Here is a 25,094-nt window from a genome sequence, read left to right on the forward strand (position 1 = left end):
CGGTACGCGAGGCAGCCGTGCACGGGGCAGAGCTGCCGCCGGGCGCCGCCGACGCCGTACACGAGGAAAAACCGCTCGCCGAACGGCGGCTGCACCCCGTGACGCCGCTGCGGCGGGCGTGGGCGCCGGTCGCCGTGATCGCCGGGTGGGCCGTGCACGACCCCGACCAGGCGCAGCATCAGCTGACCCGGCTCACCACGACCGCGCTGCTGGTCGGGCTCGCGGTGTTGGTGCCGGCCGCTGCCCTCTACGGCTTTCTGACCTGGTGGTTCACCCACTTCGCGGTCACGAGGACCGAACTGCGCATCCGTACGGGCCTGTTGTTCCGGCGCACCGCGCACATCCGGCTCGACCGGCTCCAGGCCGTCGACGTCACCCAGCCGCTGCTGGCCCGCGTCGCGGGTGTCGCCAAGCTCAAACTCGATGTCATCGGCGCCGACAAGAAGGACGAACTGGCCTACCTGGGCGAGGGCGAGGCCCGGGCCCTGCGCGCCGAACTCCTCGCCCGCGCGGCCGGGTTCGCGCCCGAGACCGCGCACGAGGTGGGCGAGGCCCCGGCACGGCAGCTGCTGCACATCCCCGCGGGCGTACTCGCGGTGTCCCTCGTCCTCACCGGCGCGACCTGGGGCTCACTGGCCGCCGCCCTCGTCGTACCGCCGCTGCTCTGGTTCGGAACCCACAGCCTGTGGACAGTTCTGGCGACCGGGCTGCCGCTGCTCGGCACGGCGGGCGCGAGCAGTGTGGGGCGGTTCGTCGCCGAGTACGACTGGACGGTCGGCGAATCCCCGGACGGGCTGCGGATCGACCACGGGCTCCTGGACCGTACGCACGAGACGGTGCCGCCCGGCCGCGTCCAGACCGTACGGATCGTCGAGCCGCTGCTGTGGCGGCGGCGGGGCTGGGTGCGGGTGGAGCTGGACGTGGCGGGGTCGTCGAACTCCGTGCTCGTACCGGTCGCCCCGCGCGCGATCGCCGAGTCGGTGATCGCGCAGGTGCTGCCGGGGGTGACGGTGCCCGAGGCCCTGTCGCGGCCGCCGCGGCGGGCGGGGTGGTGCCTGCCGCTGTGGTGGCGCGGGTACGGGCTCGCCGTCACGGACACCGTCTTCGCGGCGCGGCACGGGCTGCTGCGCCGCAACCTGTCCCTGGTGCCGCACGCGAAGGTGCAGAGCGTACGGCTGGAGCAGGGGCCCTGGGCGCGCTTCAAGGGCCTCGCCGACGTCCACGTGGACACCGGGGCCGGCAAGACGGTGACAGCCCGGCTGCGGGACGCCTCCGAGGCCGCGGAGCTCCTCCAGGCGCAGGCCGACCGCTCCCGCACGGGGCGGCGGGAGGCGCGGCCGGACCGCTGGATGGCCTGAGGGCGGCGGCACCGTGGGTGCCGCCGCCCTCAGGCTGTCATGTCCTCATGCCGTCACGTCAGGGGCGCGGGTTCAGGAAACCGCGCTCCGCAGCTGCGACACGTTGATCTGCTCGGTCTCGTCGTGCACGGTCAGGTCGATGACCTGGCCGATGCCGCGCGACTCCTCGCTCACCGGCTTGAACCCGGCCTCGGCCTCGGCCTTGTGCAGCGCGAGCGCCTCCTGGCCCACCACGTCGGCGAGGTCCTCGTTCTGCACGGCCTCCAGCGCCTGCGCCGACGCCTCCTTCTGCGTGCCGAAGAAGTCGAAGCCGCCCTCGACCGACGGGCGCCGCGCGGGAGTCGCCGGTACGACGGCCACCGCGGTCGGCACGGTGAAGTGCCCGGTGGGCTTGACGGACTGAACGGGCTGCGAGGGCTTCGAGGGCTTCACCGCGGCCGGGGTGTTCTCGGGCTCGGCGGCCGGGGCGTCCTCGCGCCCGGAATCCTCGCGCCCGGAATCCTCGTGGGCGGACTCCTCGGGGGCCGTGTCTTCGGGCGCGGCGTCTTCGGGCGCGGCGTCTTCGGGCGCGGCATCTTCGGCGGCCGCGTGCTCATGCCCGTCGACCGCCTCGGGCTTCCCCTGCGCCTCCCCCTCCTCCGCTACGGCGTCCTCGGAGGGGCCCGCCTCGGAGCCGGCCGGGGCGTCGGCACCCGACGCGGCATCGATGTCGGCGTCAGCAGCGGCCGCCCCGTTCGCGAAACGGTTCAGCGCCGCGTTCGCCCGCAGGAACAGCGAGGAACCCGCCGGCGAGAACACCTCGGGGGCCGACGGCTCCTCGGCCGTCACGTCCGCCGCCTCGCCTGCCTCCAGCTCGGATTCCGGTTCGACGGCCTCCGGTTCGGTAACCGGCACCGCCGCGGACTCCTCCCGCGGCGCGGGCACGGCCACGGTGCGCGTCGCGGCGGAGGCGGGGACCTGTTCGAGCCCGGCCGGAAGCGCGCGGGCCGGGGCCGAAGCCTCTATCGCGAGCAGACGGCGCGTCTCCAGGACGCTCGCCCGCTCGGTCTCCGCCGTGGCGTACCGCCGCAGCAGTGCCGCGTGTTCGTTGCGCAGGCCCGCCAGCTCCGCGCGCTTGGCGCGCAGCTTGTGCTCCAGCTTGACGCGCAGCTCGCGCGACTCGTCGAGGTCGGTCTCGAGTTCGGCGACACGTTCCTCGAAACGCCACTCGTCGCTCGCCCGGGCGCGCGTGAGGTCCGCGACGCGTTTGCCCGCCGCGGTGTCCCAGCGGCGCAGGACGACGGCGCCCACTACGGCCGTCACCGCGGCGCCCGCGGCCAGCACACGGAGCACCACCGGCTCCGTGAACAGCCAGGGCCCCACGGCGATGACGAGTGAGACGCCGCCGATCGCCGAAGGAGGCAGCAGCCTGTGCAAGGGCGGGGAATGGCGGTGACGTCCACGTGGCATGGCCAGAAACTTACCGCGCGTAGGCGATTGATGGTGCCCCACCCGGTAAAAACACAGCCACCCCGAAGCCTTCACCTCGCCCCAGGCGTCTACAGCGCCCTCGCCTTACTTGATCAAGCCCTTCGACTCCAGATAGTCCTTGGCCACGTCGGCCTCCTTGGCGCGCTCCGCGTCGACCTTCCGGTTGAGTTCCACAAGATCGTCCGTCGTGAGCGTCTCGGTCAACTTGCCGAGTGCGTCGGCTATCTCCTGGGAACCGGCGTCCTTCGCGTTCACCACGGGAAGCACGTTGTCCGCGTTCTGGAGCTTCTTGTCGTCCTGGAGGAGAACGAGGTCGAAGTTCTTCAGCGTCGCGTCGGTGGTCGTGGTCAGCACGAGCTGGTCCGTGCCGTTCTTCACGGCCTGCTTGGCCTGGGTCGTACCGACGCCCTTGGGGTCGATCCCGGCGACGTCGATGCCGTACGTCTTCTTCAGACCCGGCGCGCAGAAGGGACGCGTCTCGCATTCGTCACCGGCGGCGATCTTGACCTTGAGGCCCGACTTGCCGAGATCCGAAAGCGTCTTGAGGTTGTTCTTCTTGGCGAATTCGGAGCTCACCGCGAACGCGTTCTGGTCGACCGCCTTGCTGGCCGGAAGCACCTTCAGTCCCTTCGGCTCGGCGAGCTTCTTCAGCGCCGTGACCGTCGCGTCGACATCTCCGGAGGCGACCGGCTTCGCGTTCGGGCCGTTCTCCTTCAGGTTGAGGAATTCCGCGAGTGTCGCCGCGTATTCGGGGACGATGTCGATGGCCCCCTTCTCCAGCTGGGGCTCGTAGAGCTCGCGGGTCTTGACCGTCTTGACCGTCACGCTGTAACCGGAGTTGTCGAGCACCTGCTTGTAGAGCTCGCCGAGCACCTTCGCCTCGGTGAAGCCTGCCGCGCCCACGACGAGCGAGCCCTTCTTGGCGCCGCCGGAAGACTTGTCCGTCCCCTTGTCCTCCAGGTCGTCCCCGCCGCACGCGGCGAGCACTCCGGTGAGCGCGCCCACGGCCGTGATCGCGATCGCCATCCGGCGCGTTCTGCTGTTCATCGCCCTGCCGTTCATGGTCATCCCTCGTAAGTTCAAGAGTTCAAGAAACAAGATCAAGAAGTGGTACGTCCACGCATGGGGTCGAAGACCCGTCCCGCCACCATCAGCACCGCCTCCACCAGGAGGGCGAGCACCGCCACGAGCAGAGCCCCGGCGACCACCTGCGGCGTGTTCTGCAGGCTGAAGCCGGCGGTGATGATCCGGCCGAGCCCGCCCTCACCGGCCATCGCGGCGAGCGTCGCCGTGGCGACCACCTGCACGGCGGCCGACCGCAGCCCGGTCATCACCAGCGGGTACGCCAGCGGCAGTTCGACGCGGCGGAACAGCTGGCCGCCGCTCATGCCCATCCCCCGCGCGGCCTCCACCACCGACCGGTCCACCTCGCGCATCCCGATGTACGCGTTGGTCAGCAGCGGCGGCACCGCGAACAGCACGAGCGCGATCAGTGTCGGCAGGTCCCCGTGCTCGCCGAGCGGGGTGAGCGTGAGCAGGATCAGCACGGCCAGCGTGGGCACCGCCCGCCCCACGTTGGAGATGTTGACGGCGAGCGCACCCCCCTTGCCGATGTGCCCGAGCCACAGCGCGAGCGGCAGCGCGATCAGGCAGGAGACGCCGAGCGTGACCCCGCTGAAGTAGAGGTGCTCGGCGAGCCGGTGCCAGACCCCCTTCTCTCCTTGCCAGTTGGCGCCGGTCGTCAGCCAGTCGTACGCACCCGATATCGCGTTCATACAGGTTCAGCCACCTTCACCGACGCCGCCGCGCGCCTGCGTATTCGAGGGGCGCGACCCGCCCGGGTCCAGGGCGTCAGCAGCCGCTGCAGACCGAGCAGCAGCAGGTCGGCCGCGGTGGCGAGCAGCACGCACAGCACGGAGGCGGTGAGGACCTGTGCCTTGAAGGCGCTGTCCAGTCCGTCGAGGATCAGCGTCCCCAGCCCTCCGTAGTCCACGATCGCGCCGACGGTCGTCAGGGCGACCGTGGAGACCGTGGCGATGCGGACGCCGGCAAGCAGCGCGGGCAGCGCCAGCGGCAGTTCGACCTCCCACAGCAGCCGCAGCGAGCCGTACCCCATCCCGCGGGCCGCCTCGACCGCCTCCTCGGGGACGGCCTGGAGGCCCGCCAGGATGTTCCGCACGAGGATCGTCAGTGAGTAGAGGACGAGACCGGTGATCACCAGCGAGGCCGAGAGCCCGAACAGGGGCAGCAGCAGCGAGAACATCGCGAGGGAGGGAATCGAGTACAGGACGGTCGTCAGGCCGAGGATCGGGCCCGCGAAGGCGCGGTACCGCCGCGCGAGCAGCGCCAGCGGGAAGGCCACCAGCACGCCGATCGCCACCGAGGCCGCCGTGATCCACACATGCTGCACCGTCGCGTCGATGAGCTCCTGGCTGCGGGAGCGGACGTACTCCCCGCAGATCCAGTCGTTGGCCACCAGGCAGTTCTGCCCGCTCACCCGCCCCACCTCCCCCGTGTCCCCATGTGCCGTGTTCCCGTGTCCCCGAATCTCCGAACATATGTGGCTGGACCGCACGCCCGCACATGTTCTTGACTTGCTGGCGACCCTAAACCCCACCACTGACAATCGCCGAGGGCCGTCGTACAGGCGCAACATTGCCTTCACACAAACCCCGCCGCCCACCGCCACAATGGGGAGCCATGATCCGGTTCGAGAACGTCACCAAGCGGTACGCCGACGGCACGGTCGCCGTCGACGACCTGTCCTTCGAGGTCGCCGACGGCGAACTGGTCACCCTGGTCGGCCCGTCGGGCTGCGGCAAGACCACGACCATGAAGATGGTGAACCGGCTCATCGAACCCTCGGGCGGCCGGATATTCCTGGACGGCGACGACATAGCGGCCATCGACCCGGTCCAGCTCCGCCGCCGTATCGGCTACGTCATCCAGCAGGTCGGCCTCTTCCCGCACAAGACGGTCCTCGACAACACCGCGACCGTCCCGCACCTTCTCGGCGTCAAGCGCGCCAAGGCCCGCGAGCGCGCCGCCGAACTCCTCGACCTCGTCGGCCTCGACCCGGCCGTGTACGGCGACCGCTACCCGGAGCAGCTCTCCGGCGGCCAGCGCCAGCGCGTCGGTGTGGCCCGCGCGCTGGCCGCGGACCCGCCCGTCCTGCTGATGGACGAGCCGTTCGGCGCGGTCGACCCGGTGGTGCGCGAGCACCTGCAGAACGAGTTCCTGCGGCTCCAGCAGGCCGTGCACAAGACGGTGCTGTTCGTCACGCACGACATCGAGGAGGCCGTACGCCTCGGAGACCGCATCGCCGTCTACGGGCAGGGCCGCATCGAACAGTTCGACACCCCGTCGGCCGTTCTCGGCGCACCGGCGAACGACTACGTGGCCGATTTCGTCGGCGCGGACCGGGGCCTGAAGCGGCTGTCGGTGACGCCGATCGAGGAGAGCGACCTCGAACAGCCGCCCGTGGTGCGCCTCGACGACCCGCTGCCCCGGAAGCTGGACGCGCGGTGGGCGGTCGTCCTGGACGCGAACGGCGATCTGCACGGCTGGATCTCCGAGGAGCACGCGCGCGTGCAGGGCGGCACGGTCCGCGACCAGGTGCGCCGCATGGAGGCCTGGCTGCCCGTCGGGGCCTCCCTGAAGCAGGCGTTCGCGACGATGCTCCAGCACGACGCGGGCTGGATCGCCGTCATCGACGAGGAGAGCGAGGGCCGCTTCCTCGGTGTCCTCACCCCGGCCCGGCTGCACGAGGCGCTGCGCCGCTCGACGGCCGCGGACGCGCGGGACATCGCGCGCGCGGACGTCGAGCTGGAGACGGTCAGCACGAGCTGACCGCCTCCGCGGTCAGCGGCTGGTCAGCGGTCGCTGAGCCGCCCGCTGATCCACTGGAGCGTCGGCGGGATCTCGCGCCGCCAGGTGTTGAAGTTGTGGCCGCCGCTGTCGAGGATGATCGACGAGATCCTCGTCAGGTGCTTGGCCTTGACCTGCTCTATGAACTTCAGCGTGTCCTTGTAGTTGGCCTCGCCGACCTTGCTGCTGGTGACCAGCAGCGAGGTGTCGGGCGCCTGATGGTGGTTCAGGTACCAGCGCAGGTCGGCGTCGTTCTGCAGGGTCTTGTCGCCATGGAAGAGGTCGCCCGTCGTGGGGTCGATCGGCGCCTTGTAGTACGGCGACAGGCCGGCGCCGGCGGCGTACACCTCGGGGTGGTGCACGGCGAGCTTCAGCGCGCAGTAGCCGCCCGTGGAGTCGCCGATGATGCCCCAGCTGCCGGGCGTCTTGCCCACCCTGTAGTGGGCCGACACGGCGTCGGGGAGGTCCCTGGCGAAGAACGACTCGCTCTGCGGGCCGCCCGGGATGTCCACGCACTCGGTGTCCCGCGGCGGCGCGACGGTCGGCCGGAGCATGACCAGGATCATCGGCTGGGCTGTGCCGTTCTTGGCCAGCTCCTGGGCGGTCCGCGGATAGTGCAGCTTCTTGTAGAGCGCCTCCGCGGTGCCCGGGTAGCCGGTGAGCACCGTGACGGCGGGGAAGGTGCGGGTGCGGTAGCGCGCCTGGAAGTACTCCGGCGGCAGATAGACGTACGCCGGGGTGGCGATGTGGGTCGTCCGGCCCACTATGTCGACCTTCTGGATCTGGCCGGTCAGCTGCGGGCGCGAGCCGCCCGGCCCCTTCACGCGCTGGGTGTCGACCACCTGGAGGGGGCCGCCGGTGCCGGCGTTGTTGTGGTCGACGACGATGGCCTCGCCGTTCTCCTGGCCGAACAGATCCGCCCAGCTGGCGTAGAACCCGAACGCCTGGTTGGCGGACACGCCGACGGAGACGAAGATCGCCAGTTGCGTGGCCAGCAGCAGGCCGACCCGTCCGGTGACGGCGCGCCAGTTCCGGCGGGCCAGCCGCGGCCACAGCCACACCGTGCCGACGAACAGCAGGACGGCGCACAACACTGCCGCCACCAGCACCTTGTTGCTCGTGAGACCCATGGTCTGTTTCCGCCTGCGCTTTCTGTCTGGCCGGTCCTTCCCGCCGCTTGCCCGCCGCATCTTCGCGAGAGCTTGCCCCGGGCTTTCCCTGACCTTTGAACCGGCTTTCCGGTGGGGAGTGAACCTCTTCCCCCAAGACACCGTCCTAGAGGGCGCAATGTCGCCGGATGCCGGAATTGGCGCCGGGTTCAAGGTCTCTCGCAGAACTACGGGATGCGATGTCTGTCAGGATAGATGGGGAAATGTCGGGCGAGGTTCCGGGTGGAACAGGCCGGACGCGGCGCATAGTCCGCGGTCCGCGCCCGGAAGCCGTCCCCGCCCTGGTCGCCAGGGCCTGCACGCTCGTAGGGCTCCTGGACATTGCCGCCGGCGTCTTTCCGCGCTTCCGGCACAGCCGTATGCACGCGATGGCCGAGGTACTGCCGGGTGCGCTCGGACCCTTCGCGGCGGCGCTGTCCCTCAGCGCCGGAGTCCTTCTGCTGCTGCTCGCCCACGGACTGCGCCGTCACAAGCGCCGGGCGTGGCGAGCCGCCGTCGTCCTGCTGCCGGCCGGTGCCGTGGCGCAGCTGGCGTACCGCCACTCGCCCATCGGTCTCGTCATCTGTGTCGCGCTGCTGGTGCCACTGCTGCGCCACCGGAGCGAGTTCGCGGCGCTGCCCGACCCGCGCAGCCGCTGGCGTGCGCTCGCCAACTTCGTTCTCATGGGCGCCGGTTCGATCCTGCTCGGACTGGTCATCGTCAGCGTCCACCCGCACCGGATGGTCGGCGACCCGAGCCTGGCCGACCGCATCTCCCACGTCCTGTACGGCCTGTTCGGCTTCGAGGGGCCGGTCGACTACCAGGGCAACACGTCCTGGACGGTCGCCTTCTCCCTCGGCGCCCTCGGCCTGCTCACCGCGGTCACCACGATCTACCTGGCCTTCCGGCCCGAACACCCCGCCGCGCGTCTCACCGAGGACGACGAGACCCGGCTGCGCGCGCTGCTGGAGAAGCACGGCGGCCGCGACTCGCTGGGCCACTTCGCGCTCCGCCGCGACAAGGCCGTCGTCTTCTCGCCCAGCGGCAAGGCGGCCGTCACCTACCGCGTCGTCTCCGGCGTGATGCTCGCCAGCGGCGACCCGATCGGCGACGTCGAGGCCTGGCCCGGCGCCATCGAGCGCTTCATGGACGAGGCCAAGGCGCACTCCTGGACGCCCGCCGTCATGGGCTGCTCCGAGACCGGCGGCGAGGTCTGGACCCGCGAGACCGGCCTCGACGCCCTCGAACTGGGCGACGAGGCGGTGGTGGACGTCGCGGATTTCTCCCTGGCCGGGCGCGCGATGCGAAATGTGCGCCAGATGGTCAAACGCATCGAGAGGGCTGGTTACGAGACCCGGGTACGGCGCATCCGTGACCTCGGAGAAGGCGAGTTGGACCGCATACGGCGTGCGGCGGAGGACTGGCGCGGCACGGACACCGAGCGCGGCTTCTCCATGGCACTGGGCCGCATCGGCGACCCCTCCGACGGGGACTGTCTGATCGCAACGGCTCACAAGGCAGACGCCGAGCCCGGCCCCTACGGCGACCTCAAGGCCGTCCTCCACTTCGTCCCCTGGGGCACCGACGGCGTCTCGCTGGACCTGATGCGCCGCGACCGCTCGGCCGACCCCGGCATGAACGAACTGCTCATCGTGGCGGCCCTGGAGGCGGCCCCGAGACTCGGCATCACGCGTGTGTCGCTCAACTTCGCGATGTTCCGCGCCGCGCTCGCCCGCGGCGAGAAGATCGGCGCCGGCCCCGTGCTGCGCGCCTGGCGGGGCCTGCTGGTCTTCCTGTCCCGCTGGTTCCAGATCGAGTCCCTGTACAAGTTCAACGCCAAGTTCCGCCCCCGCTGGGAGCCCCGCTTCGTGGTCTACCGCTCCTCGCGGGACCTCCCCCGCATCGGCCTCGCCGCCATGCAGGCCGAGGGCTTCGTGAACCTCGCCCTCCCGCGGCTGCTCCGCCGCCGGGCGGTCGCCGCCCCGGTGTGCACGCACCACGCGGTCGCGGAGCACGGGGTCCCCGTGGCCTGACCCCGCAGGAGCGGATGCCCGGTGGGGTGCGCGGGCCCACCCCACCGGGCGAAACGGCCACCCTCCGGAGGCCTAGGCTGGACACATGAGCAAGAAGAACGGGCGCGGCCATGTGGTGGGACTGCCGGTGTGGGACCGCTGCGCGGTCATGGGGGTCGTCAACGTGACGCCCGACTCCTTCTCCGACGGCGGCCGCTGGTTCGACACCACCGCCGCCGTCAAGCACGGCCTCGCCCTCGTCGAGGAGGGCGCGGACCTCGTCGACGTGGGCGGCGAGTCGACCCGCCCCGGCGCCACCCGGGTCGACGAGGCGGAAGAGCTCAAGCGCGTCATCCCCGTCGTGCGGGGCCTCGCCTCCGAAGGCGTCACGATCTCCGTGGACACCATGCGCGCCTCCGTCGCCGAACAGGCGCTCGCCGCGGGCGCCGCCCTCGTCAACGACGTCAGCGGCGGCCTCGCCGACCCCGCGATGATCCCGGCCGTCGCCGCCGCCGGAGCCCCCTTCGTCGTCATGCACTGGCGCGGCTTCCTGGAGGGCGGCAACGTGAAGGGGACGTACGAGGACGTCGTCTCCGAAGTCGTCGACGAGCTGCACGCGCGCGTGGAGGCCGTTCTCGCGGGCGGCGTCGCCCCCGACCGGATCGTCGTCGACCCCGGCCTCGGCTTCTCCAAGGAGGGCGAACACGACCTCTCGCTGCTGGCCCACCTCGACCGCCTGCACGCACTGGGCCACCCGCTGCTGGTCGCCGCCTCCCGCAAGCGGTTCCTGGGCCGTGTCCTGGCCGGACCAGAGGGCGCGCCCCCACCCGCCCGGGAACGCGACGCCGCCACCGCCGCCGTCTCCGCGCTCGCCGCCCACCAGGGCGCGTGGGCGGTCCGCGTGCACGAGGTGCGGGCGACCGCCGACGCGGTGCGCGTGGCCCGGGCCGTCGAGGGAGCCCGGTGAGCGCCGCCGACACCGACGTCGAGCAGGTCGAAGCCGCCAACACCGCCTTCTACGAGGCGATGGAACGGGGCGACTTCGACGCACTGTCCGCGCTCTGGCTGACCCCGGCGGACCTGGGCGTGGACGAGGAGTACCACGACCCCGCGTCCGCCGGTGTGATCTCCTGCGTCCACCCCGGCTGGCCGGTGCTCTTCGGGCGCGGCGAGGTCCTGAGGTCGTATGCGCTCATTATGGCGAATACCGACTACATTCAATTCTTTTTGACCGACGTGCATGTCTCGGTCACCGGCGACACCGCGCTGGTCACCTGCACCGAGAACATCCTCAGCGGCGGCCCGGCCCCCGACGACAGTGACGAGCTCGGCCCGCTCGTCGGCCAGCTGGTCGTCGCCACGAACGTGTTCCGGCGCACGGCCGACGGCTGGAAACTCTGGTCGCACCACGCGTCTCCCGTACTGGCCGAATCCGGTGACGAGGAAGGCGACGACTCACCCTCCTGAGTGGGTAGGCGTCCCGCAGGCGCACCAGGGAGTGGTTGGAATCACGCACCCTGGGTAGGGGCGGCTACCAACCCGTGAGCCGCCGTGTTCCCCAGGGGAAACACCCGATGAACCCTCCTGGACTCCGCGTGGGCGCGCGCCCCCGTGGACGAGCGCTGTCAGTGCCCGCAGGTAGATTCGTTCGCGGCTGGTGTGCCGACCGCACTCGGCAGGGACCCGCCGCTACCGACGATTGCAGGAGTGATTCGCGTGGATCGTGTCGCGCTGCGCGGCCTCAAGGCTCGCGGGCACCACGGTGTCTTCCCCAAGGAACGCGAAGAGGGCCAGACCTTCATCGTGGACCTGACGCTGGGTCTGGACACCCGGCCGGCCGCGGCGGACGACGACCTGGCGAAGACCGTGCACTACGGCGTCGTGGCCGAGGAGGTCGTGGCCGTGGTCGAGGGCGAGCCGGTCGACCTCATCGAGACGCTCGCCGAACGCATCGCCCAGGCCTGTCTGAAGCACGACGGGGTCCAGGAGGTCGAGGTCTGCGTCCACAAGCCGGACGCACCGATCACGGTCCCCTTCGACGACGTGACCGTCACCATCACCCGGAGCCGAGTATGACGACGTCCTTCACCGAAGGTCAGAGCGATCCGACAGTCCAGCCGGTGCCCGCCTCCGTGGTGGAGCGCGTGGACGCCGCCGACACCACCCTGCAGAACCCGAAACTCGCGGTGATCTCCCTCGGCTCGAACCTGGGCAACCGCCTGGAGACCCTCCAGGGCGCCATCGACGCCCTGGAGGACACCCCCGGCGTCCGCATCAAGGCCGTCTCTCCCGTCTACGAGACGGAGCCCTGGGGCGTCGAGCCCGGCAGCCAGCCCACGTACTTCAACGCGGTCGTGGTCCTCAAGACCACCCTGCCGCCCTCCTCCCTGCTGGAGCGGGCGCACGCCGTCGAGGAGGCCTTCAACCGCGTACGGGACGAGCGGTGGGGCCCGCGCACCATCGACGTCGACATCGTTGCCTACGCCGACGTCGTCTCCGACGACCCGGTGCTCACCCTTCCCCACCCGCGCGCCCACGAGCGGGCCTTCGTCCTCGCCCCCTGGCACGACGTGGACCCGGAGGCCCAGCTCCCCGGCCGCGGACCCGTGGCCGAGCTCCTCGCCACCGTCACCGAGGAAGGCGTCGCGCCCCGCGCCGACCTGGAACTCCGGCTCCCCGAATAGTCGTTAAGGTCAAGACGACCAGAGGCCGGACGACCGCCTGCCGGCGGGCAACCGAAGGGGCAAAGTGAAAGAGCTGCGCATCAGGATGCTGGCTGCCGTGTTCGTCGTGGCCGGTGTCCTGTCGTGGGCGGGCGCCCGCCTGTGGGATGCGGTGGGCACGCTCCCCCGGGTCCCGCTGGCCGCGCCCATCGTCCTGGCCCTGATCGCCGCGGTGCTGCTGGCCACCGCGCTCTCGCTGCGCGCCCGCCTCAAGGCCCAGCGGGAGCGCCGCCCCGGCGCCAAGGGCGTCGACCCCCTGATGGCGGCCCGCGCGGTCGTCTTCGGCCAGGCGAGCGCCCTGGTCGCCGCCCTGGTCTCCGGCATGTACGGCGGCACGGGCGCCTTCCTCCTGGAGTCCCTCGACATCCCCGCCCGCCGCGACCAGGCCATCTACGCCGGCTTCTCCGTCCTCGCCGGCATCGCCGTCATAGCTGCCGCCTTCTTCCTGGAGCGCGTCTGCAAACTCCCGGAGGACGACGAGAACGGCGGCCCGGGGGCGGCTCCGGCCGCCTGAGGCACGGCGCTCAGGCACCCTCGGGGGCTGTGCGGCGTCAGCGCGCCATGATGAGACTCATCGCCTCGTTGCGCGTCGCCGCATCCCGCAGCTGGCCGCGCACCGCTGAGGTGATGGTCTTCGCGCCGGGCTTGCGGATGCCGCGCATCGACATGCACATGTGCTCGCACTCGACGACGACGATCACACCGCGCGGCTCCAGGATCTCCATCAGGGAGTCGGCGATCTGCGTGGTGAGACGTTCCTGCACCTGCGGGCGCCGGGCGTAGACATCGACCAGCCGCGCCAGCTTGGACAGGCCCGTGATCTTGCCGCTGGTGGCCGGGATGTAGCCGACGTGGGCGACACCCCTGAACGGCACCAGGTGATGTTCACATGTGGAGAACACTTCGATGTCCTTCACCAGCACCATCTCGTCATGGCCCAGGTCGAACGTCGTCGTCAGGACGTCCTCGGGCTGCTGCCACAGGCCCGCGAATATCTCCCGGTACGCCCGTGCCACCCGGCCCGGCGTCTCCCGGAGGCCCTCGCGGTCCGGATCCTCGCCGACCGCGATGAGCAGTTCGCGTACGGCGTTCTCGGCGCGCTTCTCGTCGAACTCGCCGATCACGCCCTCGCCGTCCAGCGTCACGGGGTCGGTCATGTGGTCCTCGTTCCTGTGCCTCTCGCGTGCTCGGATCACGCGTCTCACGTACGGGCATACGAACATGCCGCGCCCCCCAGGCTAGAACCTGGGGGGCGCGGCATCCATTCCGGGCCTGGTGAGGCCCGAGGAGAGCGGTGGGTCAGCTCTCCGGGCGGTCCTCCGTGGCCGATTCCGTCGCCGGGACCGACTCGGTGGCCTGAGCGATGGCGGGCGTCGCTCCGTTCGCCCCGTTCGTCAGTGACAGCTCCTTGGGGGAGAGCACCGGCGGGCGGGTGGACGGGGTGCGACGGGCGGAGCCGGTCCACGCGGGGCGGGCCGGGCGCTTGACGATGGGAGCGAAGACCTCGGCGATCTGCTCCTTGCTCAGCGTCTCCTTCTCCAGCAGCTGGAGCACCAGCGCGTCGAGCACGTCGCGGTTCTCGACCAGGATTTCCCAGGCCTCGTTGTGCGCGTTCTCGATGAGCTTCTTGACCTCTTCGTCGACGAGCGCGGCGACCTCTTCCGAGTAGTCACGCGGGTGCGACATCTCCCGGCCCAGGAAGGGCTCGGTGTTGTCGCCGCCGAACTTGATCGCGCCGAGACGCTCGGTCATGCCGTACTGCGTGACCATCGCGCGGGCCGTTGCGGTGGCCTTCTCGATGTCGTTCGCAGCGCCCGTCGTCGGGTCGTGGAAGACGAGCTCCTCGGCCGCGCGGCCGCCCAGCATGTACGCCAGCTGGTCGAGCATCTCGTTGCGCGTCGTGGAGTACTTGTCCTCGTCCGGCAGGACCATCGTGTAGCCGAGGGCACGGCCGCGCGACAGGATCGTGATCTTGTGGACCGGGTCGGAGTTGGGGGAAGCCGCCGCGACCAGGGCGTGTCCGCCCTCGTGGTACGCGGTGATCTTCTTCTCCTTGTCCGACATGATCCGGGTCCGCTTCTGCGGGCCCGCGACCACACGGTCGATCGCCTCGTCGAGCATGTTGTTGTCGATCAGCTTCTGGTTGCTGCGCGCCGTGAGGAGCGCCGCTTCGTTCAGCACGTTCGACAGGTCCGCACCCGTGAAGCCCGGCGTGCGCCGCGCGACCGCCGACAGGTCGACGTCCGGTGCGACCGGCTTGCCCTTCTGGTGGACCTTGAGGATCTCCAGACGGCCCTGCATGTCCGGGCGGTCGACCGCGATCTGGCGGTCGAAGCGGCCGGGGCGCAGAAGGGCCGGGTCGAGGATGTCGGGCCGGTTCGTGGCGGCGATCAGGATGACGCCGCCCTTCACGTCGAAGCCGTCCATCTCGACGAGCAGCTGGTTGAGCGTCTGCTCGCGCTCGTCGTGACCGCCGCCGAGGCCGGCGCCGCGATGGCGGCCGACCGCGTCGATCTCGTCGACGAAGACGATCGCCGGGGCGTTCGCCTTGGCCTGCTCGAAGAGGTCACGGACACGGGAGGCACCGACACCGACGAACATCTCGACGAAGTCGGAACCGGAGATCGAGTAGAAGGGGACGCCGGCCTCGCCCGCGACAGCGCGCGCGAGCAGCGTCTTACCGGTTCCGGGCGGCCCGTACAGGAGCACGCCCTTGGGGATCTTCGCCCCGACGGCCTGGAACTTCGCCGGCTCCTGGAGGAACTCCTTGATCTCGTGGAGCTCCTCGACCGCCTCGTCCGAGCCCGCGACGTCCGAGAACGTCGTCTTCGGGGTGTCCTTGGTGATGAGCTTGGCCTTGGACTTCCCGAAGTTCATGACTCGGGAGCCGCCGCCCTGCATCTGGTTCATCAGGAACAGGAAGACGACGACGATGAGGACGAAGGGGAGCAGGGAGAGCAGGATCCCGACGAAGGCGTTCTGCTTCGTCGGCGAGACGGTGTACCCGTCCGGGATCTGCTTGGTCTGGAACTTCTCCTGGAGCGTGCCCGCGAGGGTCACACCCTGGTCGCCGATGTAGCTCGCCTGGATCTTCGAGCTGCCTTCGACCTTCTCGCCGTCCTTGAGCTGGACCTTGATGACCTGCTCGTCGCCGGTGGTGAGCTTGGCCTCTTTGACCTTGTTCTCGTTGATCGCCTGGACGACCTGGCCTGTGTCCACCGTCTTGTAGCCGCCGGACGAGCCGACGACCTGCATCAACACGACCACGGCAAGGACGGCCAGCACGATCCACATGACCGGCCCACGGAAGTATCGCTTCACGTCCATCCATACGGAGCGGAGCCGCCCCGTCCCTCCTGCCATAGTGAGTTTGATAAAGACTTATAAAGACTGTTCTTCGGACGGTACCCCAGCATTGTCACCCGAAGCTGCAGGGGACGACTGACAATCCCGCCCACGCATGCTCCAACGGCGGGAAACCCGCTGGGGTTCCCGAACGTCTTACGGGTTTGGGCTAGCCGCCGTAGACGTGAGGCGCGAGCGTACCGACGAACGGGAGGTTGCGGTACTTCTCGGCGTAGTCGAGGCCGTAGCCGATCACGAACTCGTTCGGGATGTCGAAGCCGACCCACTCGACGTCGATCGCGACCTTCGCGGCCTCCGGCTTGCGCAGCAGCGTGCACACCTTGAGCGACTCGGGCTCGCGGGAGCCGAGGTTGGACAGCAGCCAGGACAGCGTGAGCCCCGAGTCGATGATGTCCTCGACGATCAGGACGTGCTTGCCCTTGATGTCGGTGTCGAGGTCCTTGAGGATCCGCACCACACCGGAGGACTGGGTGCCCGCGCCGTACGAGGACACGGCCATCCAGTCCATGGTGACCGGGGTGGACAGCGCGCGCGCCAGGTCCGCCATGACCATCACGGCGCCCTTGAGCACTCCGACGATCAGCAGGTCCTTGCCCGCGTACTCCGCGTCGATCTTCGCGGCGAGCTCGATGAGCTTCGCGTCGATCTCTTCCTTGGTGATGAGCACCGACTTGAGGTCGGTGCCCATGTCTTTCGCGTCCACCCGCATCACTTTCGGTCGTCCCGCCGGGGCTCCCGGTCCGCCCCGAGGGGGGTCCGGTTTCAGCCTTGCCGAATCACCAGTCTGCCACCCTGACGCTGGGCGACGACTTTGCCCGGGAGATTGATGGCCCCCTGGCCGCGCCAGCCGGTGATCAGCCGGTCGACTTCCTCGATGTGGCGGGCGAACAGCGAACCGGCCGGGGCGCCCGCCTCGATGGCGGCGCGGCGCAGGATGCGGCGGCGTACGGCGGGCGGCAGGGCGTAGAGCTTCGCGCACTCCAGGAGGCCGGCCGCGTCGCGTACGGAGGCTTCGGCCTGGCTGGCCCAGGCGTCGAGGGCGTCGGCGTCGTCGCGGGAGAGCTGGGCCGTACGGGCGAGTGCCTCGACGACTCCTTTGCCGAGCGCCTTCTCCAGGGCGGGCAGGCCTTCGTGGCGCAGCCGGGAGCGGGTGTAGGCCGGGTCGGCGTTGTGCGGGTCGTCCCAGACGGACAGCGACTGGACCATGCAGGCCTTGCGGGCGGTCTGCCGGTCGAGGTGCAGGAAGGGGCGGCGGTAGCGGCGGGCGGCGCCCGGTCCGCCGGAGACGGCGGCCATGCCGGACAGGGAGCGGATGCCGGAGCCGCGGGCGAGGCCCAGCAGGACGGTTTCGGCTTGGTCGTCGCGCGTGTGGCCGAGGAGGATCGCGGCGGCGCCGTGGCGTTCGGCGGCGGCGTCCAGGGCGGCGTAGCGGGCGTCGCGGGCGGCGGCTTCGGGCCCGCCTTCGCGGCCGACGGTGACGGCGATGGACTCGACCGGGGCCAGGCCCAGCTCTACGAGGCGGCCGACGACCTCGTCGGCGCGCAGGTCGGAGCCGGGCTGCAGTCCGTGGTCCACGGTGATGCCGCCGGCGCGGATGCCGAGTTTGGGGGCTTCGAAGGCGAGGGCGGAGGCGAGCGCCATGGAGTCGGCGCCTCCGGAGCATGCGACGAGCACGAGCGGCGGAGCGGGCTGCTCGTGCGGTGAGGGCGCGGGGACGCGCCCGCTGTCGAGGGCGGGTACGGGGGCGTGTTCGGTCAGGATGTCGTGGAGTACGCGGCGAACCGCCAGGCGTATCGCCGCGACCGCAGGATGGGGACCCATGTCCGGTTCCCTTCATGAAGTTTTCGGGGGGTGAACCCGGTGTCGGTCACTCAGAGTGTGTAGATGGTGACAGAACCGGGCCGTTCCCCGAGCATTGCACGCCTACCCAAGGCCCACGGTCCCTCGGACGGGTGATTGGAGGGGCGTTCACCTGCCGTCGGCCGGATTCGTTTCACGACCCTTCCGCGGGGTTCACGACCCGGCCTTGCGGTGCACCCGCGCGACCCAGTCCGCCGGTTTGGCGATCTCCGTCTTGGTCGGGAGTGTGTTCGGGGAAGTCCATACGCGGTTGAAGCCGTCCATGCCGACCTGTTCGACGACCGCCCGCACGAACCGCTCGCCGTCGCGGTACTGCCGGAGTTTGGCGTCCAGGCCCAGCAGCTTGCGCAGGGCCATGTCCAGGCGCGAGGCCCCCTTGGCGCGGCGCTGCTGGAACTTCTCGCGAATCTCCGCGACGGACGCGACCACGGACGGGCCGACGCCGTCCATGACGAAGTCGGCATGCCCTTCGAGCAGCGACATCACGGCGGTGAGGCGGCCGAGGATCTCCCGCTGGGCGGGGGTCTGCACGATCTCCACGAGGGAGCGGCCCTCGTCCTCCTCGCCCTCGGGACGGCCGCCCGCGAGCGACTGCGCGGCCTCCCTGATCCGCTCCAGGACCGTCATGGGGTCGACCTCGGTCTCCCCCAAGAAAGACTGGATTTCGCCCTCCAGGTGGTCGCGCAGCCAGGGCACGGCCGTGAACTGCGTCCGGTGCGTCTCCTCGTGAAGGCACACCCAGAGGCGGAAGTCATGGGGCTGCACGTCGAGTTCGCGCTCCACGTGCACGATGTTCGGCGCGACCAGCAGGAGGCGGCCGCCGCCGTTCTCGCCCGCGGGCAGCTCCCGGGTCGCCGGGGCGAACGTCTCGTACTGCCCGAGGACCCTGGAGGAGAGGAACGACAGCAGCATGCCCAGCTCGACGCCGGTCACCTTGCCGCCGACGGCGCCGAGGACGGCTCCGCCGGGGGTGCTGCCGCGCCGCTCCTGCATCTTGTCCAGCAGGGGCTTGAGGATCTCCCGGAAGCCGGCGACGTTCGCCCGCACCCAGCCGGGGCGGTCGACGACGAGGACCGGGGTGTCGTGCACGATGTTCGTGCCCATCCGGGTGAATCCCCGGACGTGCTCCTCCGCGGCCTTGGCGTGCCGGCGCAGCTCCGCGACGACATCCCTGGCCTCGTCACGGCTCACGTCGGGGCCCGGCCGCACAAGTCGGGTCGCGGTCGCCACCGCGAGGTTCCAGTCGACCATCCCAGTAGATGCAGCACCACCGATGCTCGTCATGCGTCAACCGTACGTGAGCGTGTCCGGCTGCGGTTAGGGGTACGGCGCCGGAGCGGCCCCTTTCCGCGGGGCCCCCGGTGCTCCTGGTGCACAGGAGCCGACGGGGGCGACGCTCGACAACTACCGGCAGCCGCAGCCCGCCAGCGCCGACGCCGTGTGGTCCAGTGCCGCCTGGGCCGCACCGGGGTTGTTGGTGTCCGAGGCCAGGAAGGCGAAGGCCAGCAGGCGGCCGTCGGTGTCGACGACGGTGCCGGCAAGGGTGTTGACGCCGGTGAGGGTGCCCGTCTTGGCGCGGACGACGCCGGTGCCGGAGAGGTCGTTGCCGTAGCGGTCCTGGAGCGTGCCGGTGAAGCCCGCGATCGGGAGGCCGGTCAGGATCGGGCGGAGTTCGGGGTGGGCCGGGTCGCCGGCCTTGGCGAGCAGCGCGGTGAGCAGGCCGGCGGTCAGCCTGTCGTCGCGGCTGAGGCCGCTTCCGTCGTTGAACTCGGCGCCCTGCAACGGGAGTTCGAGCTTCTTGAGCTGGGCGCGGATGGCCGCCGCGCCGCCCTCGAAGCTGGCCTTGCCGCCCGAGGCGAGGGCGGTGCGGCGGGCCAGCGCCTCCGCGATGTCGTTGTCACTGTTCGTCAGCATCCGCTCGACCAGGGCGGACATCGGCGGCGAGGAGACCGAGGCGAGCGAAAGGGCGCTGCCGGTTGCCTTGGAGGGGCCGGGCGAGGTCGCCTTGATGCCGTGGTCCTTGAGGAGGTCCGCGAACTTCCTGGCGGTGTCCGCGGCCGGGTCGGGGCTGCGGGTGGCGGTTCCGCTGGTGGAGTCGTCGGCGCGGGCCTCGTCGGTCATCAGGGAGACGACCGGCGCGACGTTGGTCTCGGCGCCGCTCGGGTGGTGCGGGGAGCCGTCGTAGAGCGAGGTGTCGTAGGAGAGCGTCACCTCGTCCAGGTGGCGCTTCCTCAGGGCGGCGGCCGTCTCGTCGGCGAGGGTGCGCAGGCTCGCCCAGCCGTCGGTTTCCTTGCGGGCCGTGAGGGTCGGGTCGCCGCCGCCGACGAGGACGACCTCCTTCGTGCCGGGCTCCAGCACGGCGCGGGTCTCGATGCGGGCGTCGGGGCCGGCCGCCGAGAGCACGGCGACGGCCGTGGCGATCTTCGTGGTGGAGGCCGGGGTCATCGATGCGCCCGCCCCCTTGTCGTACAGCCGCCGGCCGGTCGTCACGTCGACGACGACGCCCGCCCGCTGCCTGCCCAGTGCGGGGTCGGCGAGGAGCGGGCCGAGGACGTCGGCGAGGGCCTTGCCGGTCGGCGCCGGGACGGAGTTCGCGGCGCCGCCGAGGCCGGTGAGCACGGACGCGGCGCTCGGTGCGGGCCGCGGCGCGGCGGCGGACGTATCGGATCTACGTCCGTGATCTGCGCCACCCTCCGAGCCCCGCGATGCGGCCCAGTCGCGCTCGGCCGTACGCTGACCGGAGGAGTCCCAGGGACCGGCCGCGGCCACCGCCCCGGCCGCGATCGCCAGGCCCACGGTGGCGGCAACGGCTGTGAGCTGCGGCGTCGTGAACTTCACGGGACGCGGCCGGACAGCCTGGGTGACCCGTGCCACATGTGGTTTCACGGTCCGCGCGACCCGCACCACATGCGGTCTCGCGGCCCGCCAGGCCTTCAGCTCTGGCACGACCACCAGCCCCTTTCGCGATCACACACCTGCGTGAGGGACACTTAACCACCAGAACTATGTGCTGATCATGGAGGAGCCACCGGTGGAGTTCGACGTCACGATCGAGATTCCGAAGGGTTCGCGGAACAAGTACGAGGTGGACCACGAGACCGGTCGGATCCGTCTGGACCGTCGCCTCTTCACCTCGACCAGTTACCCGGCCGACTACGGCTTCGTCGAGAACACCCTCGGCGAGGACGGTGACCCGCTGGACGCGCTGGTCATCCTGGACGAGCCGACCTTCCCCGGCTGCCTCATCCAGTGCCGCACGATCGGCATGTTCCGTATGACGGACGAGGCCGGCGGCGACGACAAGCTGCTGTGCGTCCCGGCGCACGACCCGCGTGTGGAGCACCTGCGCGACATCCACCACGTGTCGGAGTTCGACCGCCTGGAGATCCAGCACTTCTTCGAGGTCTACAAGGACCTGGAGCCCGGCAAGTCCGTCGAGGGCGCCAACTGGGTCGGCCGTACCGACGCCGAGATCGAGATCGAGCGCTCCTACAAGCGTTTCAAGGAGTCCGGCGGCCACTGAGCCCCGTGACGCCTGAGCTGCGGGCCGCGCGACCCCGAGGGGGGCCGCGCGGCCCGTTCGCGTATACGTGCGCATACTGGGCGTACTGGAGGTGCGAGTCGGGAGCGGTGGGGTGACAGAGCCGGACGCGGAAGACCGCAAGCCGCAGTCGGACGAGGCGAGGAGTGCCTTCAGCCAGCCGGCGGGGGTAATGCCGCCGGTGACCGTCGCGGTCGACGACGAGTCGTCGACGACGTCCGAGTTCGCGCTGCCGAAGGGCCTCGACGTCCCGCAGCCGTCCGGCGCCGAGTCCGAGGGCTCGGCTTTCACCACTCCGCGCACCTACAGCGCCAAGCACGCCCCGCCCGCCTTCACGCCGGCGACCGGCATCCCCGTGGTCAGTCTGACCAAGGACGCGCCGTGGCAGGACCGGATGCGCACCATGCTGCGCATGCCGGTGGCCGAGCGGCCCGCGCCGGAGCCGGTGCACAAGGAGGACGATTCGGGGCCCGCCGTCCCGCGTGTGCTCGACCTGACCCTGCGTATCGGCGAGTTGCTGCTCGCGGGCGGCGAGGGCGCCGAGGACGTGGAGGCGGCGATGTTCGCCGTGTGCCGCTCCTACGGCCTGGACCGCTGCGAGCCGAACGTCACCTTCACCCTGCTGTCGATCTCGCACCAGCCGTCGCTGGTCGAGGATCCCGTCACGGCGTCGCGGACGGTACGGCGCCGGGGCACCGACTACACGCGCCTCGCGGCCGTGTTCCGGCTCGTCGACGACCTGAGCGACCCGGACACCGCGATCTCCCTGGAGGAGGCCTACCGGCGCCTCGCGGAGTTCCGCCGCAACCGGCACCCGTACCCCGGCTGGGTGCTGACCGCCTCCACCGGGCTGCTCGCGGGTGCGGCCTCGATCCTCGTGGGCGGTGACGCCATCGTGTTCGTCGCCGCCGCGCTCGGCGCGATGCTCGGCGACCGGCTGGCGTGGCTGTGCGCGGGGCGCGGGCTGCCGGAGTTCTACCAGTTCACGGTGGCCGCCATGCCGCCGGCCGCGATGGGGGTCGCGCTCACGCTGGCGGACGTCGACGTGAAGGCGTCCGCGGTGATCACCGGTGGGCTGTTCGCGCTGCTGCCCGGGCGGGCGCTCGTCGCGGGCGTGCAGGACGGGCTGACCGGCTTCTACATCACGGCGTCCGCGCGCCTGCTGGAGGTCATGTACTTCTTCGTGGGCATCGTCGTCGGTGTGCTGCTGGTGCTCTACTTCGGCGTGAAGCTGGGCGCCCAGCTCAACCCCGACGCGGCCCTCGGCATCTCCGAGCGGCCGGTGCTCCAGATCGCCGCGTCCATGCTGCTGTCGCTGACCTTCGCGGTGCTGCTCCAGCAGGAACGGTCCACCGTGCTCGCGGTGACGCTCAACGGGGGCGTGGCCTGGAGCGTGTACGGCGCGATGCACTACGCCGGCGACATCTCACCTGTTGCCTCCACGGCGGTGGCGGCGGGACTCGTCGGGCTGTTCGGGCAGCTGCTGTCCCGGTTCCGGTTCGCCTCCGCGCTGCCGTACACGACGGCGGCGATCGGACCGCTGCTGCCCGGTTCCGCGACGTACTTCGGGCTGCTGGCCTTCGCCCAGAACGAGGTCGACGACGGCCTGGTGTCCCTCACCAAGGCCGCCGCCCTCGCCATGGCCATCGCCATCGGCGTGAACCTCGGCTCGGAGATCTCCCGGCTGTTCCTGCGCATTCCGGGCGCGAGTGCGGCCGGGCGCCGCGCGGCCAAGCGGACGCGCGGGTTCTGACCGCCCGCCGTCACGCCCCTACGGAGCGCGGTAGCCCTGGCCCTGGTCGTACGGGTACTGCTGGTACTCCTGCTGCGGGTCGTACGGCTGCTGAGGCTGGGCCTGCGGGTACGGCTGCGCGTACGGCTGCTGCTGCTGGGTGTACGGCTGCTGCTGGGGCTGGGCGTAGTACTGGTCGTAGCCCTGGTCCGAGCCGTAGGGCTGCTGGTGGTCCGGGTTCTGCGGGTGCTGCGGGTGCTGCTGGTAGTCCTGCTGCGGGTCGTACGGCTGCTGCTGTTGCTGGTGGTGGTTGTGCTGGGTCGGCGGTACGGCGCGCAGCTGGGTCGTCGCGTCGTCCATGACCGGCGGCTGCTGGTACTGCTGCTGCGGGGCCGCGGGCTGCTGCGCGGCGGGCTGCGGCGGGTTCTTCTTCGCCTTGCTGCGCGCCCTCAGGAACTCGATGGCGATCGGCACCACCGAGACGAGGACGATCAGGATGAGGATCGCCTCGATGTTCTTGTGGACGAATTCGATGTTGCCGAGCCAGGAGCCGAGCAGCGTGACGCCCGCGCCCCACAGGACGCCGCCGATCACGTTGAAGGTGACGAACGAGCGGTACTTCATGCCGCTGACGCCCGCGATGATCGGCGTGAACGTCCGCACGATGGGCACGAAGCGGGCCAGGACCAGGGACTTCGGGCCGTACTTCTCGAAGAAGTCGTGCGCCTTGACGACGTTCTCCTGTTTGAAGAGGCGGGAGTCCTCGCGGGTGAAGAGCGAGGGGCCGACCTTCTTGCCGAACATGTACCCCGCCTGGTCGCCCAGGATCGCGGCGACGCAGATCAGCGCGATGGCGCCCCAGAGCGGGAAGTCCAGCTGGTTCGACGTGATCAGCAGACCGCAGGTGAACAGCAGCGAGTCACCCGGCAGGAAGAAGCCGATGAGCAGCCCCGACTCCGCGAAGACGATCAGGAGCAGGCCCCAGATGCTGTACGTGTTCAGGAGGTGGTTCGGATCCAGCCAGCTTGGTCCGAGAGCAAGCGTCGTCACGGTGGCGGGCTCCTGAGGGGTGGAGGAAGGGCGGGGGGCCTGGTACGGCCGACCAAAGCTATCAACGCAATGTGTCCACCCCAGGTTCCACCGGTGCCTCCAGGATGCACTGTGCGCCCGCTGGGACAAAGCTGTGAGTCCCCCGCCTCCCCCGCTCCCCCGCTCCCCCGGGCTCCCGGGCTCCCGGGCTCCCGGCCTACGAGGCGTGGCGCGCGGCGTTCGCCCGGATCGCCTCCTTCAGGTGCTCGGCGAGGCCCGGGCGCGTGGAGTCGTAGAACGCCTTGAAGCGCTCGTCGGACACGTACATGTCACCCAGGCACTGGTGGAAGGCGTACGAGGCCTCGTAGAACCAGGTGCACAGGTGCTGGCGGTGTTCCTCGGCCATGTCCATGGCGCGGTCGCCGGTCGGCTGCTCACCGGCGTCCATGAGGTCGCCGTAGCCCGCGTTCCAGGCGTCGATCTCGGCCTGCATGCGCTTCCAGTCGTCCTTGGTGTAGGTGGCGGCGCGGCGCTGTGACTCGGCGTACAGCTCGGTGTCGCCCCAGCGCTGTTCCGCTTCTTCGGCGTACTGCTCGGGGTCCTTGTCACCGAAGACCTCGAAGCGCTCTTCGGGTGTGAGGTTGATGCCCATCCTGCGTGCCTCCAAGGCGTGCTCCACGGCCTCCGCCATCTTCTGCAGCTTGTCGATCCGGGCGGTCAGCAGCTCGTGCTGGCGGCGCAGGTGCGCGCGCGGGTCCGCGTCCGGGTCGTCGAGCAGGGCGGCGACCTCGTCGAGCGGGAAGCCGAGCTCCCGGTAGAACAGGATCTGCTGCAACCGGTCGAGGTCGGCGTCTTCGTAGCGCCGGTGACCCGCATGGCTGCGCCCGCTGGGGGCGAGCAGGCCGATCTCGTCGTAGTGGTGCAGGGTGCGCACCGTGATTCCGGCGAAACCGGCGACCTGTCCTACGGAGTAGCTCACTTCCGTTCC

The 25,094-nt window shown here is 70.5% G+C and carries 23 protein-coding genes; 10 read left to right on the top strand and 13 right to left on the bottom strand.

Going from position 1 to position 25,094, the window contains the following annotated elements; translation table 11 throughout:
- Window positions 1-32 precede the first annotated feature (32 nt).
- The gene (locus AB5J56_RS20285) at window positions 33-1,358 is read left to right on the top strand and encodes a PH domain-containing protein (RefSeq protein WP_369242669.1); all 1,326 of its coding nucleotides are present in this window, start codon (window positions 33-35) and stop codon (window positions 1,356-1,358) included.
- Window positions 1,359-1,430: 72 nt separating this feature from the next.
- Here the strand turns inward: AB5J56_RS20285 and AB5J56_RS20290 are convergent, their stop codons facing one another.
- The 4 genes from AB5J56_RS20290 to AB5J56_RS20305 all read right to left on the bottom strand — a co-directional run bounded on the left by AB5J56_RS20290 (window position 1,431) and on the right by AB5J56_RS20305 (window position 5,325).
- Window positions 1,431-2,807: a hypothetical protein gene (locus AB5J56_RS20290; RefSeq protein WP_369234145.1), complete on the bottom strand. Its 1,377-nt coding sequence runs from the start codon at window positions 2,805-2,807 to the stop codon at window positions 1,431-1,433.
- A gap of 105 nt (window positions 2,808-2,912) precedes the next feature.
- Complete coding sequence (locus AB5J56_RS20295) at window positions 2,913-3,875, bottom strand: glycine betaine ABC transporter substrate-binding protein (protein WP_369234146.1); 963 nt, start codon at window positions 3,873-3,875, stop codon at window positions 2,913-2,915.
- Window positions 3,876-3,928: 53 nt separating this feature from the next.
- The gene (locus AB5J56_RS20300) at window positions 3,929-4,603 is read right to left on the bottom strand and encodes an ABC transporter permease (RefSeq protein ID WP_369234147.1); all 675 of its coding nucleotides are present in this window, start codon (window positions 4,601-4,603) and stop codon (window positions 3,929-3,931) included.
- Window positions 4,600-5,325 (bottom strand): ABC transporter permease, encoded by a 726-nt coding sequence (locus AB5J56_RS20305; protein WP_369234148.1) that lies wholly within the window; start codon window positions 5,323-5,325, stop codon window positions 4,600-4,602. The genes AB5J56_RS20300 and AB5J56_RS20305 overlap by 4 nt, the downstream gene beginning before the upstream one ends.
- A 203-nt stretch (window positions 5,326-5,528) precedes the next feature.
- Here AB5J56_RS20305 and AB5J56_RS20310 point away from each other — a divergent pair, with 203 nt between their 5' ends.
- A complete protein-coding gene (locus AB5J56_RS20310; RefSeq protein WP_369234149.1) occupies window positions 5,529-6,677 on the top strand; it encodes an ABC transporter ATP-binding protein in 1,149 nt (382 codons plus the stop codon).
- Window positions 6,678-6,700: 23 nt separating this feature from the next.
- On the opposite strand, the gene AB5J56_RS20315 is transcribed toward AB5J56_RS20310, so the two are convergent.
- Window positions 6,701-7,825, bottom strand: coding sequence for an alpha/beta hydrolase (locus tag AB5J56_RS20315; protein ID WP_369234150.1), 1,125 nt, complete (start codon window positions 7,823-7,825; stop codon window positions 6,701-6,703).
- A 242-nt stretch (window positions 7,826-8,067) separates the two neighbouring features.
- Here AB5J56_RS20315 and AB5J56_RS20320 point away from each other — a divergent pair, with 242 nt between their 5' ends.
- The 6 genes from AB5J56_RS20320 (at window position 8,068) to AB5J56_RS20345 (ending at window position 13,092) form a co-directional block, all read left to right on the top strand.
- Window positions 8,068-9,876 (top strand): phosphatidylglycerol lysyltransferase domain-containing protein, encoded by a 1,809-nt coding sequence (locus AB5J56_RS20320; RefSeq protein ID WP_369234151.1) that lies wholly within the window; start codon window positions 8,068-8,070, stop codon window positions 9,874-9,876.
- A gap of 85 nt (window positions 9,877-9,961) precedes the next feature.
- The gene (folP, locus tag AB5J56_RS20325; protein WP_369234152.1) at window positions 9,962-10,822 is read left to right on the top strand and encodes a dihydropteroate synthase; all 861 of its coding nucleotides are present in this window, start codon (window positions 9,962-9,964) and stop codon (window positions 10,820-10,822) included.
- Entirely contained in the window at window positions 10,819-11,322 is a 504-nt protein-coding gene (locus AB5J56_RS20330; RefSeq protein WP_369234153.1) for a nuclear transport factor 2 family protein, read from the top strand. Before folP ends, AB5J56_RS20330 begins: the two co-directional genes overlap by 4 nt.
- 249 nt (window positions 11,323-11,571) lie before the next feature.
- The gene (folB, locus tag AB5J56_RS20335; RefSeq protein WP_369234154.1) at window positions 11,572-11,931 is read left to right on the top strand and encodes a dihydroneopterin aldolase; all 360 of its coding nucleotides are present in this window, start codon (window positions 11,572-11,574) and stop codon (window positions 11,929-11,931) included.
- Window positions 11,928-12,539 (top strand): 2-amino-4-hydroxy-6-hydroxymethyldihydropteridine diphosphokinase, encoded by a 612-nt coding sequence (gene folK / locus AB5J56_RS20340; protein ID WP_369234155.1) that lies wholly within the window; start codon window positions 11,928-11,930, stop codon window positions 12,537-12,539. The genes folB and folK overlap by 4 nt, the downstream gene beginning before the upstream one ends.
- Before the next feature lie 64 nt (window positions 12,540-12,603).
- A complete protein-coding gene (locus AB5J56_RS20345; RefSeq protein ID WP_369234156.1) occupies window positions 12,604-13,092 on the top strand; it encodes a DUF3180 domain-containing protein in 489 nt (162 codons plus the stop codon).
- A 37-nt stretch (window positions 13,093-13,129) separates the two neighbouring features.
- Here the strand turns inward: AB5J56_RS20345 and folE are convergent, their stop codons facing one another.
- From folE to dacB, 6 genes are all read right to left on the bottom strand, one after another.
- On the bottom strand, window positions 13,130-13,735 hold the full coding sequence (folE, locus tag AB5J56_RS20350) for a GTP cyclohydrolase I FolE (RefSeq protein ID WP_326721525.1): 606 nt from the start codon (window positions 13,733-13,735) through the stop codon (window positions 13,130-13,132).
- Window positions 13,736-13,877: 142 nt separating this feature from the next.
- Window positions 13,878-15,905 (bottom strand): ATP-dependent zinc metalloprotease FtsH, encoded by a 2,028-nt coding sequence (gene ftsH, locus AB5J56_RS20355; RefSeq protein ID WP_369234157.1) that lies wholly within the window; start codon window positions 15,903-15,905, stop codon window positions 13,878-13,880.
- A gap of 187 nt (window positions 15,906-16,092) precedes the next feature.
- Entirely contained in the window at window positions 16,093-16,653 is a 561-nt protein-coding gene (gene hpt, locus AB5J56_RS20360) for a hypoxanthine phosphoribosyltransferase (RefSeq protein ID WP_369242671.1), read from the bottom strand.
- A gap of 53 nt (window positions 16,654-16,706) precedes the next feature.
- Window positions 16,707-17,765 (bottom strand): tRNA lysidine(34) synthetase TilS, encoded by a 1,059-nt coding sequence (tilS, locus tag AB5J56_RS20365; RefSeq protein WP_369234158.1) that lies wholly within the window; start codon window positions 17,763-17,765, stop codon window positions 16,707-16,709.
- Between the two features lie 192 nt (window positions 17,766-17,957).
- Window positions 17,958-19,088, bottom strand: a complete 1,131-nt coding sequence (locus AB5J56_RS20370) for a zinc-dependent metalloprotease (protein ID WP_369234159.1) — start codon at window positions 19,086-19,088, stop codon at window positions 17,958-17,960.
- 120 nt (window positions 19,089-19,208) lie between these two features.
- A complete protein-coding gene (gene dacB, locus AB5J56_RS20375) occupies window positions 19,209-20,756 on the bottom strand; it encodes a D-alanyl-D-alanine carboxypeptidase/D-alanyl-D-alanine-endopeptidase (RefSeq protein WP_369234160.1) in 1,548 nt (515 codons plus the stop codon).
- A 79-nt stretch (window positions 20,757-20,835) separates the two neighbouring features.
- Between dacB and AB5J56_RS20380 the strand changes: the two genes are divergently transcribed.
- Together AB5J56_RS20380 and AB5J56_RS20385 are read left to right on the top strand one after the other, a co-directional pair.
- Entirely contained in the window at window positions 20,836-21,327 is a 492-nt protein-coding gene (locus tag AB5J56_RS20380; RefSeq protein ID WP_356146508.1) for an inorganic diphosphatase, read from the top strand.
- 112 nt (window positions 21,328-21,439) lie between these two features.
- A complete protein-coding gene (locus AB5J56_RS20385; protein WP_369234161.1) occupies window positions 21,440-23,098 on the top strand; it encodes a threonine/serine exporter ThrE family protein in 1,659 nt (552 codons plus the stop codon).
- An 18-nt stretch (window positions 23,099-23,116) separates the two neighbouring features.
- Here the strand turns inward: AB5J56_RS20385 and AB5J56_RS20390 are convergent, their stop codons facing one another.
- Together AB5J56_RS20390 and AB5J56_RS20395 are read right to left on the bottom strand one after the other, a co-directional pair.
- The gene (locus tag AB5J56_RS20390) at window positions 23,117-24,127 is read right to left on the bottom strand and encodes a DedA family protein (protein WP_369234162.1); all 1,011 of its coding nucleotides are present in this window, start codon (window positions 24,125-24,127) and stop codon (window positions 23,117-23,119) included.
- A 196-nt stretch (window positions 24,128-24,323) separates the two neighbouring features.
- Complete coding sequence (locus AB5J56_RS20395) at window positions 24,324-25,085, bottom strand: MerR family transcriptional regulator (protein WP_369234163.1); 762 nt, start codon at window positions 25,083-25,085, stop codon at window positions 24,324-24,326.
- Window positions 25,086-25,094 lie beyond the last annotated feature (9 nt).

This window comes from Streptomyces sp. R21, from assembly GCF_041051975.1.
GTDB lineage: Bacteria > Actinomycetota > Actinomycetes > Streptomycetales > Streptomycetaceae > Streptomyces.